Origin of the sequence: Ensifer canadensis (assembly GCF_017488845.2) — a bacterium.
Classification (GTDB): Bacteria; Pseudomonadota; Alphaproteobacteria; order Rhizobiales; family Rhizobiaceae; genus Ensifer; species Ensifer canadensis.
Genome location: NZ_CP083372.1, coordinates 61,365 through 77,743, shown reverse-complemented (window position 1 = coordinate 77,743; position 16,379 = coordinate 61,365). Strand labels below are relative to the sequence as shown.

At 58.5% G+C, this 16,379-nt stretch carries 11 protein-coding genes and 8 pseudogenes; 12 read left to right on the top strand and 7 right to left on the bottom strand.

The features are described 5' to 3' along the window. Window positions 1-58 precede the first annotated feature (58 nt). The 6 genes and pseudogenes from nifE (at window position 59) to syrA (ending at window position 4,757) form a co-directional block, all read left to right on the top strand. The gene (gene nifE / locus J3R84_RS28915) at window positions 59-1,486 is read left to right on the top strand and encodes a nitrogenase iron-molybdenum cofactor biosynthesis protein NifE (protein ID WP_011970915.1); all 1,428 of its coding nucleotides are present in this window, start codon (window positions 59-61) and stop codon (window positions 1,484-1,486) included. 486 nt (window positions 1,487-1,972) lie between these two features. Then, window positions 1,973-2,470 carry a nitrogen fixation protein NifX gene (gene nifX, locus J3R84_RS28910; protein WP_011970914.1) on the top strand — a complete coding sequence of 166 codons (498 nt, stop codon included), beginning with the start codon at window positions 1,973-1,975 and terminating at the stop codon, window positions 2,468-2,470. 473 nt (window positions 2,471-2,943) lie between these two features. Further along, window positions 2,944-3,147, top strand: a complete 204-nt coding sequence (locus tag J3R84_RS28905) for a CCE_0567 family metalloprotein (protein WP_011970913.1) — start codon at window positions 2,944-2,946, stop codon at window positions 3,145-3,147. After that, entirely contained in the window at window positions 3,144-3,461 is a 318-nt protein-coding gene (fdxB, locus tag J3R84_RS28900; RefSeq protein WP_203530148.1) for a ferredoxin III, nif-specific, read from the top strand. The genes J3R84_RS28905 and fdxB overlap by 4 nt, the downstream gene beginning before the upstream one ends. Before the next feature lie 142 nt (window positions 3,462-3,603). Continuing rightward, window positions 3,604-3,876 (top strand): annotated as a pseudogene (locus tag J3R84_RS28895) (SRPBCC family protein); the annotation flags it as partial. Window positions 3,877-4,511: 635 nt separating this feature from the next. After that, window positions 4,512-4,757: an exopolysaccharide biosynthesis transcriptional regulator SyrA gene (gene syrA, locus J3R84_RS28890; RefSeq protein WP_011970911.1), complete on the top strand. Its 246-nt coding sequence runs from the start codon at window positions 4,512-4,514 to the stop codon at window positions 4,755-4,757. 603 nt (window positions 4,758-5,360) lie between these two features. Here syrA and J3R84_RS28885 read toward each other — a convergent pair. Together J3R84_RS28885 and J3R84_RS28880 are read right to left on the bottom strand one after the other, a co-directional pair. Further along, complete coding sequence (locus J3R84_RS28885; RefSeq protein WP_225906605.1) at window positions 5,361-5,657, bottom strand: transposase; 297 nt, start codon at window positions 5,655-5,657, stop codon at window positions 5,361-5,363. A gap of 192 nt (window positions 5,658-5,849) precedes the next feature. Next, window positions 5,850-6,095 (bottom strand): annotated as a pseudogene (locus J3R84_RS28880) (ATP-binding protein); the annotation flags it as partial. Window positions 6,096-6,255: 160 nt separating this feature from the next. Between J3R84_RS28880 and J3R84_RS28875 the strand changes: the two are divergent. The 4 genes from J3R84_RS28875 to J3R84_RS28860 are packed head-to-tail and all read left to right on the top strand — an operon-like array spanning window position 6,256 to window position 9,375. Beyond that, entirely contained in the window at window positions 6,256-7,467 is a 1,212-nt protein-coding gene (locus tag J3R84_RS28875; RefSeq protein WP_203530177.1) for a tyrosine-type recombinase/integrase, read from the top strand. Window positions 7,468-7,478: 11 nt separating this feature from the next. After that, on the top strand, window positions 7,479-8,243 hold the full coding sequence (locus J3R84_RS28870; RefSeq protein ID WP_203530176.1) for a site-specific integrase: 765 nt from the start codon (window positions 7,479-7,481) through the stop codon (window positions 8,241-8,243). Window positions 8,244-8,296: 53 nt separating this feature from the next. Continuing rightward, complete coding sequence (locus tag J3R84_RS28865; protein ID WP_203530175.1) at window positions 8,297-8,452, top strand: hypothetical protein; 156 nt, start codon at window positions 8,297-8,299, stop codon at window positions 8,450-8,452. Then, the gene (locus J3R84_RS28860) at window positions 8,449-9,375 is read left to right on the top strand and encodes a tyrosine-type recombinase/integrase (protein WP_225906608.1); all 927 of its coding nucleotides are present in this window, start codon (window positions 8,449-8,451) and stop codon (window positions 9,373-9,375) included. Before J3R84_RS28865 ends, J3R84_RS28860 begins: the two co-directional genes overlap by 4 nt. 197 nt (window positions 9,376-9,572) lie before the next feature. On the opposite strand, the pseudogene J3R84_RS28855 reads toward J3R84_RS28860, so the two are convergent. Both J3R84_RS28855 and J3R84_RS28850 read right to left on the bottom strand, forming a co-directional pair. Beyond that, window positions 9,573-9,923: pseudogene (locus J3R84_RS28855) on the bottom strand (ATP-binding protein); the annotation flags it as partial. Beyond that, window positions 9,921-10,055 (bottom strand): annotated as a pseudogene (locus J3R84_RS28850) (transposase); the annotation flags it as partial. The pseudogenes J3R84_RS28855 and J3R84_RS28850, both read right to left, overlap by 3 nt. A 246-nt stretch (window positions 10,056-10,301) precedes the next feature. Here J3R84_RS28850 and J3R84_RS28845 point away from each other — a divergent pair. Then, window positions 10,302-11,538, top strand: a pseudogene (locus tag J3R84_RS28845) (IS110 family RNA-guided transposase). Between the two features lie 90 nt (window positions 11,539-11,628). On the opposite strand, the pseudogene J3R84_RS28840 reads toward J3R84_RS28845, so the two are convergent. After that, window positions 11,629-12,627, bottom strand: a pseudogene (locus J3R84_RS28840) (IS256 family transposase); the annotation flags it as partial. Window positions 12,628-12,835: 208 nt separating this feature from the next. After that, a complete protein-coding gene (gene nodD3, locus J3R84_RS28835; RefSeq protein ID WP_024312554.1) occupies window positions 12,836-13,777 on the bottom strand; it encodes a transcriptional regulator NodD3 in 942 nt (313 codons plus the stop codon). Between the two features lie 881 nt (window positions 13,778-14,658). Here nodD3 and J3R84_RS28830 point away from each other — a divergent pair. Then, a pseudogene (locus J3R84_RS28830) lies at window positions 14,659-15,564 on the top strand (IS3 family transposase); the annotation flags it as partial. 21 nt (window positions 15,565-15,585) lie between these two features. Here J3R84_RS28830 and J3R84_RS28825 read toward each other — a convergent pair. Then, window positions 15,586-16,366: pseudogene (locus J3R84_RS28825) on the bottom strand (IS256 family transposase). Window positions 16,367-16,379: the final 13 nt, after the last annotated feature.

Sequence of the window (16,379 nt, the reverse complement as noted above, 5' to 3'; positions counted from 1 at the left end):
CGTAGAGCAGCGGACGGCCAAAGCCGGCGGCCTTCTGATTGCCTCGGAGGCCAGCGCCATGCCCTCGCTCAGTGCTAAAAATCAGGCCTTCTTCAACGAACCTGCCTGCGAAAGAAACCGCAGCAAGGACTTTGAGGTGCGAAAGAAGGGTTGTTCGCAGCCGCCGATGCCGGGAGCGGCAGCCGGCGGCTGCGCATTTGACGGGGCAAAGGTGGCACTGCAGCCGATCACCAACGTCGCACATCTGATCCATGCACCGCTCGCCTGTGAGGGCAACTCCTGGGACAATCGCGGCACGGCTTCTTCGAGTCACATGCTGTGGCGCACAAGCTTTACCACTGATGTTACCGAATTAGACGTGGTGATGGGGCATAGCGAGCGAAAGCTCTTCAAAGCAATCCGCGAGATCAACGAGGCGTATGCCCCGGCGGCGGTCTTCGTCTATGCGACCTGCGTTACGGCACTGATTGGCGACGACATAGACGCGGTGTGCAGGCGTGCGGCGGAAAAGTTCGGCTTGCCGGTCGTGCCGGTCAATGCGCCGGGCTTCGTCGGCTCAAAGAACCTGGGCAACAAACTGGCGGGGGAAGCCTTGCTCGATCATGTCATCGGGACCGTAGAGCCCGATGATGCCCGGCCTAGCGACATCAATATCCTTGGCGAATTCAACCTCTCCGGTGAATTCTGGCAGGTAAGGCCGCTGTTGGACAAGCTTGGTGTCCGCGTCCGCGCCTGTATTCCAGGCGACTCGCGCTATCTCGATATTGCCACAGCGCACCGAGCACGCGCAGCTATGATGGTGTGCTCAACGGCGCTCATCAATCTCGCACGCAAGATGCAGGAGCGCTGGGACATTCCCTTTTTCGAGGGCTCTTTCTATGGCATCACCGACACTTCGGAAGCACTCAGGCAGATCGCTGGACTGCTTGTAAGGCAAGGGGCCGGTCCGGACCTAATCAGTCGCACCGAAGCACTGATTGTAGAAGAAGAGGCAAGGGCGTGGAGGAGACTTGAGGTCTATCGACCTCGGCTGCAAGGCAAGCGCGTGCTTCTCAATACCGGGGGGGTGAAATCCTGGTCCGTCGCACATGCGCTGATGGAGATCGGCATGGAAATCGTCGGTACGTCAATTAAGAAATCGACGGACAATGATAAGGAGCGTCTTAAGCAGATGCTCACGAACGATAGCCGTATGAGTGGGGCGGCGACGCCGCGCGAGCTTTACTCGGCTCTATCGGATCACAAGGCTGATATCATGCTGTCGGGCGGACGCACGCAATTTATAGCGCTCAAGGCCAAAATGCCCTGGCTCGATATCAACCAGGAGCGCCAGCACTCCTACGCCGGCTACCACGGCGTAGTGGAACTCGCGCGCCAGATCGACCTATCAATGCACAACCCGACCTGGGCGCAGGTGCGCGAACCGGCGCCATGGGAGATGGCTCCTGCGCGAGGAGATGGAGGAGGAAGCGCTACTGTGATTTAGCTTGGCGGCAAGATCCCCCGCAACTTCGGTGAGCTTGTCGTCGCCTGAAGGAGGAAGGTCTGTGCCATATCGCCATCGACTTCATCCGTCCATATCGTAGGTCCGGAGAATCACATTTCAACGGTCCAGGAGGCACTAGAGTTTTTGTACATGACACTTGAGCAAGAAAAGGTGGCCAAGCTTCTGGGCGCGGCGGTATCTCCAGGCTGGACAGTCGCGGAAGCACTTGAAGCGATCTAGGAATTAAAGCGACGTGAACTACGCTAGCGACCGCCCATAAACGCCTGTTTTTCTGGTTTGTTAGAGGTATTTTGCCCGCTGCGGCGTGTTTTCTGCTCCATTCATCCGGCTTCACTCTCTTCGACTGCCTCTCAGCCAAGCTGCAGCATAAATTAGGGGATGCACGATATGTTCTCCGAACTTTCCAACCTCATGCACTCCTCGCGCGACACCCACTAAATGCAGTCTGTAGTCGGGAATTGCCAAATGATCTCCATTCGTCGTCTCTCGCTCGTCAGCAATCAGTCCCAGAGAGAGATTTCGGACCGGCCCTTAGGCGCATTGCGCATTGCGATTGCTACTGAAGATATCAAAGGGCTGAACGCACATTTCGGGTCGGCCAAGCGTTTTGCCATCTACGACGTGACAGCTCACAAGTCGCAGTTCATGGAAGCCATCGAGTTCGATAACGCTTCGGACGAGAGCGGAAGGCATCGCACTGAAGGTGACGGCCGCATCCGGTCGAGGGTGTCCGCGTTGAAGGGCTGCCAGCTTTTATTTTGTCTCGCCATCGGGGGTCCTTCGGCCGCCAAGGTAATTTCCGCAAAGATTCATCCCATCAAAGCACAGCAGGCTGTCTCCATGAGCCAAGTATTGTCGAGCGTCCAGACAATGCTCCAGACGGCTCCTCCACCTTGGCTGCGTAAAATGTTGGCGGATGCAGGTGCAGCTAAAAAGAGAGCCGACTTTGAGGACGAGGACTGAATGATGAGGCGGTTACTGATCCCGCGGGTCGCCCCTGCCGCCAATGATAGCAAAGCCCTTTCCGATCCGCTCATCTGGCGGCCTCCTGGGCCGATCCATGCTCAGGATCCCTAAGCATCGTCGAAGCGCAAGTGCGGTGCCGAGCTACTGGTCAACTTCCAGTCATGAAGAACAGCGCCGCGCCATCCCGGTAATCGAGGGTTCCTGATCCGGCCGGCTGTGGAGGGGCCGTCGACCGCTCTATCGAGGAGCGAAGATTCTAATGATCTCGCGGGCGGAGAGTTCCGCCACTGAGAGTTTAAGGCGAGTGCTATTTACGACCAAACGGCTCGTCGAGTGCTGAAGGCCCTATGTGACGTGCACCGATTCACCTTTAACACGCTCTGAAAGTCGGCCAAGGCAGTACGAAGCTGGTCAACGATGCGGTCGCAGTGCGCGAACTCATCCACATTTGGGATGAAGGGGGAAAGATCATGTCAGATCTTGAAGAACTGAGGAAACGGATGCGGAAACTGCAGTCGCGGGCCGGAACTGCAATGATGGAATTGCACGACCTCGCAGAGGATCTTCCAAGTAAGTGGACCGAAATCATGGCAGTCGCGGAAAAAGCGTTTCGCGCTTTTGCTGAGTTGGACGCTGTGAAAAGAGAACTTGCTGAGTCGGAGAATGCACAATGATAAGCTCATTCGTGACGCGCGACGGATCCAGATGGATGCCAAAATATCTATCCGCCATCGACGGTGCGACCTGCATCGGCTGCGGTCGCTGCTTTAAAGTCTGCTCGCGCGAGGTTATGCACCTTCACGGCATAGATGATGTAGGTGAAATTCTCAGCCCATTCGATGGCGAAGAGGACGATTTCGGTGGTGAGCTCAATCGTATGATCATGGTCGTCGACTTCCGTGGCCGTTGCATCGGCTGCGGAGCATGCGCCCGCGTCTGCCCCAGGGACTGCCAGACTCATGTCGCGGCTGACATACTTGCCGCGTGATCGGACAGAAGAACCGGTAGAACGGCGATGTCGTTCGGAACTCTCGAACCGATGGGCGTCCCTGTGCACCAACGGCCGAATTGCGTTGACGGTGATCCTTCTATGTCGACCCTGACTACCACCATTAGATTTGGAGCAAATCCATATCCTCGGCGATCACGCGATCCGCGCGCTGCCCGAATTGACTGAGGTTACGACCACGTGGCTCGTCAACAAGGATCCGGTCGAGGGTTGCTCGAGTATACAATCGAGGATCTCACGCATGTCTGGACGGAAACCAATGACCGGGCCCGGCAGATCGTCGAGGAAATTGCCTTTGGCATCCACTCTCCGGCCTATGAATCGGGCCCCATATTCGACTGAAGACGAGGGCGGCGTCATGCAATTCGGGGAGTGGTATTCGAACTTCATGCTGGAGCTCTTCAGGGTGGGCCGAAAACTCGTGCTTGTGACTATACACCGGGAGCATAACGGAATGTCGGCTTTGCATGAGGGGGGCGGGCCGATAGCCACTATCATTACACCGGAGGCGCATCGGCGAAAAGCATGACCGGTTCGTAGACGAGGAGTGACTGATGACATCGTTAAGTGTTCCGACCGGTGACCCCGATGACAGTGATGACGAACCATTCATCAACTGCATCGCCGTTGACCCGAGCTCAAGATTTCTGCGGATCGTGGAAGCGGGGAGGCCCCGCCGAGCTTATGAGCCAACTTTGCCGTGACGCCGCTCTGATCCCGCCGCCGGCGACCCCGAATCGATTCTGCTGTGGAGACGCAATATCTCTACGCGGAGGGCGGGCCTCCTAGCCAGGAGCGCGCAAGCCTTCTGGTATCCCTCCGATCGCGATCAGCCGTAGGACTCGGGCGAATGCTACTTACGCCCAAACGACTGTATGACGATTACCGGCTCAGCTTCAAATGAACCGTCGGAGATCCGCTAGATTATACCCGGGTCACGGCAGTTATCTAAAAATGTTGGATATTATTGCTCAGTTGGACGCTGCCGAGGTTGCCGCATGATCCGATGGCAAACCAAGGAGAACGTCATTGTCCTTCAGATTCGTTTGTCTAATCCTATGGCTGCTTCTGTGCGCCAGTTCTCTCGCAATCTACTTTGCCCTGCAGCCCTGCCCCGGCTTCATCGTTACGACGCTGGCTTGCTTGCTGCTCTTCCAACTAGCTTATTTCGGAAGCGTGCTCTTGCTGGTCTGTCTAGCTGCAATCGCGCAGTTATCCGCACGGCTGTGCATTTTCGGTATTTTCAGCGAGAACCGCAATCACAGCTCCAAGTAAAGGCTTCAATGTCGACAGATCTGCGCATCAGGAGGCCCCAGCACGGCGGAGTACCACTTCCACTCTGAACTGTCCGTCTCACAACTCGAACGTCAACTTACTGAGGAGGCGGGTGCAGGCGGCGTTTCACCAGTTCGAGTGGATGTCATTGGCGTTCCGCGGGTTCGCACCGACCAGCCGGTTATGCCTCCGGTGCGTAGCTCCGGCGACACCAGTCGGAAAGTCGGCGTGAAAGGCCTAGTCTATCTCGATGAATCATGTCCCAGGGAGTTCTCTAATCGCGGTTGTCAAGTTGATCGCCGAGGGCGTCACAGGTCAGGCTCATGGTTCTCTTCGAGGTCGGCACTTTGGCCGCCTCATCATGGCGTTGGATAGGCTCGGTCGACCAATGTGGTGTTCGCGGTTGCCTGTATCAGACAGCATCGCATTCCTGAGATCGGTCTTGACCGCGCCATCGTCCTGACCGGACGATCTCGCTGATCTCAGCTAATCATGGACATCACTGTAATGATGCCAGCCCGCCCGGCTCTTGCGATGACCAACGGAAAGGTTCACCGGATATCCACATTGCGTGAAGGATCACGGCCAGCTTTCGGGCTACAGCTATCTTAGCTTTTCGGTAGCCGCCACGCCGCGCGATGCGTAACCCCAGCTCTTCAAAGCGGAGAACCGAGGAATACGCGTCAGCAGCGCATTGGCTGCCTCATACAGGCTGCGTCGGAGAAAGTCGTCGCCCCGTTTCGAAACGCGCCCGGATCTCATCGTCTCACCGGAGGCATAGATGCGAGGTGTTAGACCAAGGTAGGCTCCGGCGCTGGACGATCGTTTGAATCGTGTCGGATCATCAATGGTTGCGGCGAAGCCGAGCGCAGTGATTACTCCCACACCAGGAACCGACATCAGCCGTCTGACGACATTGTTCTGGCGTGCTATCAAGCGAACCTTCGCCTCGAGATGACGGATCTGTGCCGATTCCGATGAAGCCGCCCGTTTGTTCCGAGATGATTGCGCCCCCGGTTTCCGGGATGATCTCGCCCCCTGTTTAGTGGGGTCTGCAGGCGATGATTGTTGTCAGTTCATTCAGGCGAGGTGTCAAGCTTTGCGCGGTAGATTTCGGCGCAGACTATCGCCGCTCAATTCGATGCGGTGGGCATTGTGGACCAACCTGTCGAGTATGGCATCGGCGTAGGTTGGGTCGCCAATGACGCCGTGCCATGCGGACACGGGAAGTTGGCTGGTAATGATCGTTGATTTGCGTCCATAGCGATCTTCGAGGATTTCCAGCAGGTCGTGGCGGGCCTGTTCGTGGAGCGGCTCGAGCCCCCAATCATCGAGTAATGTGCAGCACAACATTACTCGATTAACGTGCACTGCGCAGAGATGTGGAGCTGACACCGCAAGAGCCCGCAGACGCGCGACTTCCCACGATACAACTCCACATAACTGAATCACCGTCCACCTAGGATGGCCGCTCCCCAAACCTCAACAGGAGAGCGCCATGCTAAAGGTTTTGTTCCCGAAGTCTTTTTGTCATTACGAATGTTCGCGCTTCGGCGCGGAGCTTGAATTGTTTGCCCGGTGGTTGCTCGCAGCAGGATATCTACCTGGTGCTGCGACACGTCGCCATGTCCACCGATTGAAGTGCATTCTCGAGGCCACGGCCGCTCTTCAGTGTGGCCGGATTCTACTCGAAGCCGAATTGGACGGAGCGTTAGCCTTCGTTCCTGGCGCTCTGCGCCACGCTTCCACCGAACGCGCGTATCGCCGCTTCCTCAAGGCAGAGGGGCGGCTCGAAGAAACACAGCCGCAAGGCCCCGTGGAGCAGTTGCTGCTGCGATATCGAGAATATCTTCTAGACGTGAGGGGGTTAGCACCGGCGACGATCGGTCAGCATTTGGGAACGATCGAGGAGTTTCTGTCCTTGTCGGCTGGCGTGTCACAGGATCTTTCCGCACTGACATCAGAGCACGTCGAAAACTTCATTCATATCTTGAGCCGCAGGGTGCTGCGCCAAACACTCCAGCACAAGGTTGCCCATCTGCGCGCTTTCCTGCGTTTTTGCGGCGATCGTGGTAAGACTGCGCGAGGGCTAGAGCGCATCGATACGCCCAGAACCTATCGTGGAGAATTGCCACCTCGTGCCCTTGATTGGGAGGTGATCGAAAAATTGCTGTCCTCGGTCGCGAGGACTGATTATCTCGGCCGCCGTGACCATGCGATCCTCCACCTCATGGCCTATTACGGCCTGCGACCTTCTGAGATTGCAGCGCTGACGTTGGACGCAGTCAATTGGAAGCGACGTACGCTGCGGGTAGAGCAGCGCAAGACTCGTTCGACGCTCGTTCTTCCTTTGGCCGACCAGACCCTTGAAATCCTCGACCTATATCTTGTTGATGGGCGTCCCTGCGATGCGGCGACGAACTTTCTATTCCTTAAAGCGCGTAGTCCTGTGGGAGCCCTGACGAGCTGGGGGATATGCGACATCTTCACCAAGCGAGCACGGCAAAGCGGCCTGCCGCTAGATGGTGTCTCATCATACGCATTGCGCCATTCGTTTGCCATGCGATTGCTAGGCCGCGGCGTTGGGGTAAAGACGATCGGTGACCTGCTCGGCCATCATAGCCTTGAGAGCACTTGCGTTTATCTTCGCATCGAGACGGACATGCTGCGTACGGTGGCTCTGCCCGTACCTGGTATTGCCGGCTTTTAAGGAGAACGGCAATGTTCACAGCCAACTCTCCGACACCCCTCGATCAGCCAATTGTGGCATGGCTTGCCCACCAGCGCGCTCTTGGTCGCCGCTATTATCCGGAGGAAAGGGTTCTGGTGTCCTTGCGCGAATTTATCAGCCGCACCGGACAGGATCTTGACCGAGCAAGCTTTGATCGGTGGTGTGCCACCTTCCCTCATCTGGCAAGCAATACCCAGCGTTATCGCCAACGCGTTGTCCGCATGTTCTGCCTTTATCGACGGCGCAAGGAGCCGGGCTGCTTTGTCCCTGATCCCTTGTACTTCGCGCGGCCCCAGCCTTACCGGCGTCCCGTTATCGTGGAGCCTGGGCAAATAGCCAAAATGTTGACGGCTGCGAACAATATGTCCGTCGCGTCGGGATCGCCACTGCGGCCTGCGGTAGATAGGATGGCCGTCATTCTGCTGTACACGACCGGGATGCGTCGCGGCGAATTGCTACGCCTTACGCTGGCAGACTGTGAGCCTGAAAGCGGGGTGTTGCGGGTACGGGAATCCAAGTTCCACAAATCGAGAATATTGCCGCTGTCGTCCCACGCACATGCCGAATTGTGCAGCTACCTTCGAAAACGTCTCGCCCCACCCTTCAGCAGGGATCCCGACACACCCTTCTCATCAACACGGAAGGCGGTCTTCGTGCCTATACCGGAACTGGGATCAGCGGCGGCATCCACGCTCTATTCAAAATGGCAGGTGTTGAGGATAGCGAGGGCCGGCGCCCGCGCATCCACGATCTGAGGCACAGCTTTGCGGTCGGCGCGCTCATCCGTTGGTATCTGGACGGCGCCGATGTGCAATCGAATTTGCCGAAACTGGCTCTCTACATGGGCCACGTCAGCATCGTGTCGACGGCATGTTATCTGCACTTCCTTCCAAAGCTGAGAGAGATCGCCAGCGACCGCTTTGAAGGGGCTTTCGGCGGTCTCGTCAGCGAGGTTGTGGCATGAAGAAACATCAATCCACCGCATTGGGCCGAAGCATGGCACGCTTCTTTCAAGAATATCTTCCCGCTCTCCGCGGCATGAGCCATCATACGATCCAAAGCTATCGCGACACGATGGTCCTGTTCCTGCGATTTGCAGCGGCAGAGACCAATGGATCCGTTGAAAGCATCGACGTCTCCGACATCAATGCCGACAGGATCGGCAGCTTTCTCACGTCACTTGAGGTCGAGCGTGGCAACAGCATTGCGACCCGCAATGCAAGGCTGGCGGCGATGCATACCTTTGCGCGGTTCCTGATCTCGGAGCATCCCGAATATATGGATACCCTGCAACTGGTGGTGACACTTCCCTTCAAGAGGGGCGCGCGGGTGGCACCTGTCGAATATCTCGAAGAGCCCGAAATCAAGTGCGTCCTGGCGCGTATCGACCGCCGCACGCCTTCTGGGCAGCGGGATTACGCGCTGTTCTCGCTGATGTTCAATACGGGTGCACGAGTTCAGGAAATCCTGAATCTTCGCATTTGTGACCTTCGTCTGGTATCGCCCTGTCAGGTGCGCTTGCACGGCAAAGGCAACAAGGTTCGCCTCTGCCCGATCTGGCGAAACACGGCCCAACTACTTCAGGAGTTGATCAACACGCTGCACCCGCCCTCAGATAATCCCGCCGAGCAAAGGGTCTTTCTCAACGACCGCGGCACACCACTGACCCGGTTCGGTGTTCGATACTTGCTGCGCAAATATGTTGATATGGCTGCGGGGGAAGAAACCACCCTGGCGGGAAAAAGCATCCATCCCCACTCTTTGCGGCATACGACGGCCATCCACCTTCTCAAGGCGGGTGTTGACATCGCCACCATCAGTCAATGGCTTGGCCACTCGGGGCTGAACGTAACGATGCGCTATACGCGCGGGCCGATATCGATATGAAGCGGCAAGCGCTCGAACAAGTCTTTCCCGACGTGATGTCATCGGCAAAAGATCAGACGGTCATCGCTTATGATGGCGGGATGTTAGGCTGGCTGCGCCGCTTGTAAACGCTCAGTTATGTGGAGTTGTATCGTGGGAAGTCGCGCGTCTGCGGGCTCTTGCGGTGTCAGCTCCACATCTCTGTGCAGTGCACGTTAATCCAGTATCAGGAGCTGAACATGGCCCAAGGTTCGTTGCAGGCGGGCGTAGCGGCCATCACCACGCGCGAGCGCAAGCTGGGCAAACAGCCTTGGGACACGCTGATAGAGAACTGAGCGATCGTCTCGGCAAGCCTTGTGGCCGAGAGCGCAAGCCAACCAACTCTTTCCGACACCCGAGGGGCCGCAAATGGCCAGATTGTCATGGGCGTTGATCCAGTCGCCACCGAGCAGCTTCATGAAGAGAGCACGGTCGAGGCCGCGGTCGGCGCGATAGTCGACATCTTCTGGGGTGGCCTGGTGGCGAAGCTTGGCAAACCTGAGGCGTGCCGCAAGCTTCCGATCGTAACGCTGCACAGCCAATTCATCGTTCTGCTCGAGCAGGATGGCGCCGACGAGGCGGACGATGGCGTCATCATTGGGGAAGATGCCGACGACCTCGGTCCTGCGTTTGATTTCGCCATTGAGGCGCTCGATCGGGTTGTAACCGGTATAAGATCTGCGGTGCTGATGTTCGGCTGCGATTTTGTGGATCGTGGCGTATGGTGTGACCATCCGGGACAGAGGCACCGGGAGCACGAAGGTGCGGGCAGGCCGATGCATCCGATGAGCTGTGAGCTCGTGTTAGTAGCTGGCCGCCTCTGCGACTCGCCCGGTTGCGCCGAGAGCGCGGATCCGTAGTTGTCGTGTTGCCCGCCGCTCCCGTTGTTGAATCGACAGGAGGCGCTGATGCGACGCGTGATTGGGATTGATATCGAACGTTCGGCGAGCTGGTTTTCTGGGAAGACGTTCGGCTCCACCATGGTGGTCGTGTTGATATGACGCGAACGGCCTTGGAGGGTCTCGGCGAGACCCTCTCAGCAATAGACGAAGTCGTGATAGAGGCGACGGGCAACTGCATGACGGTGTCTCGCGTGCTGTCGCCTTTCGTGCGCAGAGTAGTGATTGCCAATCCGCTTCAGGTCAAGGCGACCGCACAGGCGCATGTGAAGACCGATAAGATCGATGCAGGCACCTTGGCCAACCTGTATGCCGCGAGCTATCTGCCGGAGATCTGGACGCCGGACGCCGCCACGGAGCGCATGCGGCGGTTGGAGGCGCGCCGCTACCAGGTTGTGCGGCATCGGACGCGGATCAAGAACGAGGTCCATTCCATCCTGCACGCCCACCTGATTCCGAAGGGCCCGCATGCCGATCTGTTCAACGGTAGAGGGCGGGACTGGCTTAAACGCCAGCCTGTGCCTGAGGATGAGCAGATTGCCATCGAGCGGTATGTACGCGAACTGGACCGGCTCGGTGAAGATCTTGCGGTCCTCGATCGGCAAATCGCCGAAAGCACGATGGATGATCCCGCGGTCAGGCGGCTGCTCACGATCACGGGCGTCAACTCCCCCGTGGCGACCGGGTTGCTGGCAGCCGTCGGCGATATCCGTCGCTTCAAGAGCCCCCAAAAGCTGGTCAGCTACGTCGGCCTCAAAGCGCGAGTTCGCCAGTCCGGACTTGGCGCTGCTCATCACGGACGTATCAGCAAGATTGGCCGTAGCCATGCCCGCGCCATACTCGTGGAGGCGGCATGGGCGGCGGCGAAAGCGCCGGGGCCGCTGCACGCCTTCTCCGTCCGGGTCATGGCCAGACGCGGCCATCAGGTCGCAGCCGTCGCCATAGCTCGCAAACTAACGGTTCTGGTCTGGCACATGTTGACCAAGGAGGCTGATTACCTCTGGGCTTGCCCAAGTCTCGTCGCACACAAAATGCGCGCGATGGAATTGCAGGCCGGGAAACCTCAGAAAAAGGGGAACAAGCCCCCGGCCCTGCCTACACCTACAACATCAAGAAACTGCGTGACCAGGAGATGCATCTCGCCGAGCAAGCACAAAGAAGCTACGAACGTTTCGTCGAGACCTGGCGTCCGCGCCCGCCAAATCAAAAGGTGCGCGGACGCCTCAATCCGACAAGGCTCGAATGAGGTGGCCCGGCGGCGCTTTCAGCCGATGCACCACGCTTCACCTCGAGGTCGTCCGCGCATCAGCAATTTACCACGTTTGGAAGGAGAGGACTTGTCGATCTTATCCGTCGAGTGCAGCTTGGCGCGGTGGTCCTTCGGGAAGGTCATGTGGGCGAGAACGTCTTCTTCGGCATCATCCATGATGACGGCGAGTTTGGGCACCTCCGGCCGGATCTGATCGGCAACGGCGCGCTGCAGCGCGCCATTGTGTGCTCGCGGCTTGCGGCGTCTCCTGGGCGAAGGCGGAGACGACCCGGCGGCCGCTCTTGTCGGCATGCGCCAGCACATTGCGGATGAAATGAACCCGGGCAACGTTGCCATGTCGCGCTGAGAACCTTGGTGACCGCTGCCTTCAGGCCTTCGTGGGCGTCGGAGACGACCGGCTTGACGCCTCTGAGGCCACGGCGGGTCAGCTTGCGTAGGAACTCGGTCCAGATCGGCTCGGCCTCGGAGGTGCCGACCTCCATGCCCAGCACCTCCCGGCGACCGTTGCTGTTGACACCGACGGCGATGATCACGGCGACGGAGACGATCCGGCCGCCGCGGCGGACCTTCAGGTAGGTGGCATCGATCCATAGATATGGCCAGTCGCCCTCGATCGGCGATTGAGGCAGGCCTTGACCTTGCCGTCGATCTCCTCGCACAGCCGGCTGACCTGGCTCTTGGAGTTGCCACTCATGCCCATGGCCTTGACCAGATCGTCGACCGAGCGGGTTGAGTTTCCCTGCACATAGGCTTCCTGGATGACTGCCGTCACCGCCTTCTCGGCCATGGGCCGCGGCTCCAGGAAGGCCGGAAAGTAAGAGCCCTTGCCTCAAGCTTCGGAATGCGCAGCTCGACGGTTCCGGCGCGCGTCTCCCAATCCCGCTCGCGGTAGCCGTTGCGTTGGGCCGTCCGCAGCGGGTTCTTCTCGCCATAGCCGGCACCGGTGGCGGCGCCCACCTCCAGCTCCATCAGCCGCTCGGCGGCAAAACCGATCATCTCGCGCAGAAGATCGGCGTCGGGGGACTTCTCCACGAGCGCACGCAGGTTCATCATGTCGTCGGTCATCGGTGGTTCCTTCGAATCAGGTTGGTGTCAGCAACCCGACCCTACCGGAGAACATCGATGACCACCGCTCCGCCGCCGGCTCACTACGGCGCTGTTGAGGGCGCGCTCGCGAGCGGCTTCGCTACCGCCGAGCTACACCACCTGTGGGGACACGACCGCTCGATCTGCTGAAAAGAGCGAAGAGAAACAATGCCGCATCCGTCAATGTCTAACGCCCAAGACACCCTGCGGTCTCGCGCGGAGCAGCAATACGGGCGGCCTCATGCAAGAGAATTTCCCGCATCCAGATGCTTGCCTGATCCTTGTTGTGGAGAGCCGGCCACTGGACAGCCTCCGTGTACGAGAGGTGTGGCAGCGGATGCTTGACGATCCGCAAGGGTATGTTTTTCGCAAAGTGGTTGGCCAGCCGCAATGGGATAATGGCTATACGTTTGGTTCCCGAAAGCAGCGGCGGAATTAAATTGAAACCGGGCACGACGAGTTCGATACGTCTCTTGTATCCGTGCTCAAGTAATAACCATTGTTCGACGGAGGGTTTCAGCGCACGTCCGAACTGGGCTGCAACATGCCCCATCGACATATATCTCTCGAACGAGAGATCCCCTAGCAGCTGTTCGTTCTTGAGGCAGCCGACGGAAACCAGTGTCTGGTCAAACAGTTTAGCTTTGGGATGTACGCTCGACATGAACACGTCCGGGAAAATCAGAAAATCGACTTCACCGCGCCGGAGAAGCTCGTCGGGATTGTCGTCGGGAGGCAGCAACTCGAAGCTGACGCCGGGAGCCTCCCGAGCCACGCGCTCCACGACCTTCTCAAAGAATACGAGTGTCATGAAGTCGGAAAGAATGATCCTGAAACATCGATTCGATTGGGCTGGGTTGAACATGTCCCAGGAAATGATGGAGAACTGTATGTGCAGCAGGGCGTCCCGGATCGCAGGGGCGAGCGCCTCCGCACGCGGGGTTGTGATAAGTTCGCGGCCTTGCATCCTAAAAAGCTCGTCCTGGAAATAGGAGCGTAGGCGAGCGATGGCCGAGCTCATGGCCGGTTGACTGAGGTTGATGCTGCGTGCCGCTGCGGTAACGCTTCGTTTGGTCATCAGTGCATCGAGTGCGACGAGGAGATTTAGATCAAGACCTTTGAAACGCATGTCTTCGTTTGTATCCATAGTTGAAAGGTCACCATCCGACCAATCAGTAAAGGCGAACATTTCGCCGGACGTAGCCAGCACGGCAGGACAGCTCTGTTCAATGCACTCGATGCAAGACCAACTGGCGCTCGGACATGCTAGTCTCAGGCGTCAGGTACCGAAGGAACACATACGCTTGTCGGCCGACGGACGAATGCACACGACCTTCTGAAGAGCTGGCCGAGCTCAAGGCCGCCAAAACCCAGCGAAGCGTCACTTCGTTGCGTGGAGCATTCCTGACATTTACCTACGATCGCCTTCCACGTGCGAACGGAATTGTCGTGCGAGCGCGGTGGGCCGAGCGCATCTTCTGTGCGCCATTTCTTCAGTAAGGTGTGCCAGGCGGCCACCGGCTGCGAATCATCGATGAGTCAGCCCGAGCCGCCTCATGCAGATCCGCTTAGCCCTTTCCCTGTCGTTTAAAGGTCAGCAGCCTCTTGGGCATACCAGTCAGATGTCACTGGTGCGCACCACTCGAATTTCGATGGAGTGGCCGAGGACGAGGACGCCCCGGTCAACCTGTGCGCGGCGTTCGGAGCGAGACCATCTGCCGTGGCAGCGTCTTCTCTCCGGGACTTTCCTGAGTACATCAATGGAGTCGCTCCGATAGTCAGATAAAGGATGGCCATATTAGTGGCCACGGTCAGCTCACGCCATGCAAAGTGCGTATCCCATCATGCGCGCTGGGTATGGTCGAAAACTCATTGCCCCGAGATGCAAATCGACAGCATGGAAGAGGTGATCTGCCACGGGTAATTTTCTCAGGACGGGGACCTTATCGGTAGCAACCGACGTGAGGCAATGCGGGGGTCAATTCCTCGATTCGCTTGACAGATTATTGCATGCTGAAGGAGCAGGAGGCCTTGCGAAGGTGGCTGAGCTCTGCCGCAAGCACGGAATTTCGGAAGCGACCTTTTACAACTGGAAAGTCAAACACGGCGGCATGGAGGTTTCCGAGGCGAAGCGCCTGAAGGCGCTCGAAGAGGAGATGCCAAGCTGAAGAAGATGCTGTCCAAGCAAATGCTGGGTGCCGCCGTACTCCGCGAGCTTCTTCAATGTTACGGTCTGCCGCCAGGCGTGAAGCCGTCGCGCATCTGAAGACCTCTCGGAGCGGCGGGCCTGCCAGATCATATCCGCTGATCGGAAGATGGTGCGCTATCGGTCTTGCCGACGCCGGAGGTCGAACTGCGAGCGAGACTGCGAGAGCTCGCCAAAGAGCGACGTCCCTTCGGCTATCGGCGGCTGTTCGTCCTGCTCGGGCGGGAGAAGAGCCGTCCGGGGGTCAACCGCGTCTATCGGCTGTACCGCAAGGAAGGCGCTTTCGGTTCGCAAACGGAAGTCAGACGGCGTGCCGTCGGCACGCGTGCGCCGATCCTCGTCAAGGCTGAACCAATGCCCGCTGGTCGCTGGATTTCGTACACGACCAGTTCGCCTGCGGAAGGAGGTTCCGTGTGCTCAACATCGTCGATGACGTGACGCGCGAATGTCTGGCAGCGATCCCCGACACCTCGGTCGCCCGGCGTCGTATAGCACGGGAGGTGACGGCGCTCCTTGAACGGCGCGGGAAACCAGGCATGATCGTCTCCGATCATGGCATGGAGTTCACCTCGGAGTGCCTGATCGAAGGCGCACAAGGTCGAGTGGCACTACATCGCACCGGGAAAGCCGATGTGAGACACGGCTATGTCGAGAGGTGCAACGGCCGCATGCGCGACGAGCTGCTGAACGAGAGGGGACTGTCAGGAATTCTGTGCGGTGGGCCGGTTTCATCAGTTGAAGAACCGCTCGCCAAAGATGACGGCGAACTGTGTCTTTGCCTCGACCCATTCCCGCGGCGCCCGTTTCCATTGCTCGGCCGCGTTGTTAAGAACGAGATATAACAGCTTCATCGCGGCTTCGTCACCAGGGAAATGCCCGCGGGAACGCACAGCTCGCCGAAGCTTCGAGTTGAGGGCCTCTATTGCGTTCGTCGTGTAGATGATGCGGCGGACCCCTTCGGGGAAGGCGAAGAAGGGAACGACGTGTTCCCAGTTGCGCCGCCAGCTTTGAGCGATAGCGGGATATTTCTGGCCCCAGTACCCTTCCTCGAAGACCTCCAGCGCCTTCAGGCCCGCCTCGGCATCTCGGGCGCGGTAGATGGCTCTCAACGCCGGCACAACGGTCCTTCTATCCTTGTAGGACTCCAACGAGTGCAGGATCAGGTGGACGATGCAGGTCTGGACGATTGTTTGGGAAAGACGGCGGTGATGGCCTCGGGGAAGCCCTTCAAGCCGTCGACCACGGCGATTAGGATATCCTGGCAACCGCGGTTCTTCAGCTCGTTCATGACCCGCAGCCAGAACTTTGCCCCTTCGTCTGCTCGATCCAGAGCCCGAGGATCTCCTTGCTGCCGTCAGCGAGCACGGCCAGGGCGACATAGACGGCTTTGTTGCGTACGAAAACTTGACAGGCCCCCCCGACCGCCTTGCCGAGGCGGGCGCGTTCCCGACGGCGCCCTCGACGGCAAGCCGGTCTCGACGGTCTTCCATCGGCGCTGCAGGCAATGGGCATTTAAAACCGTTTC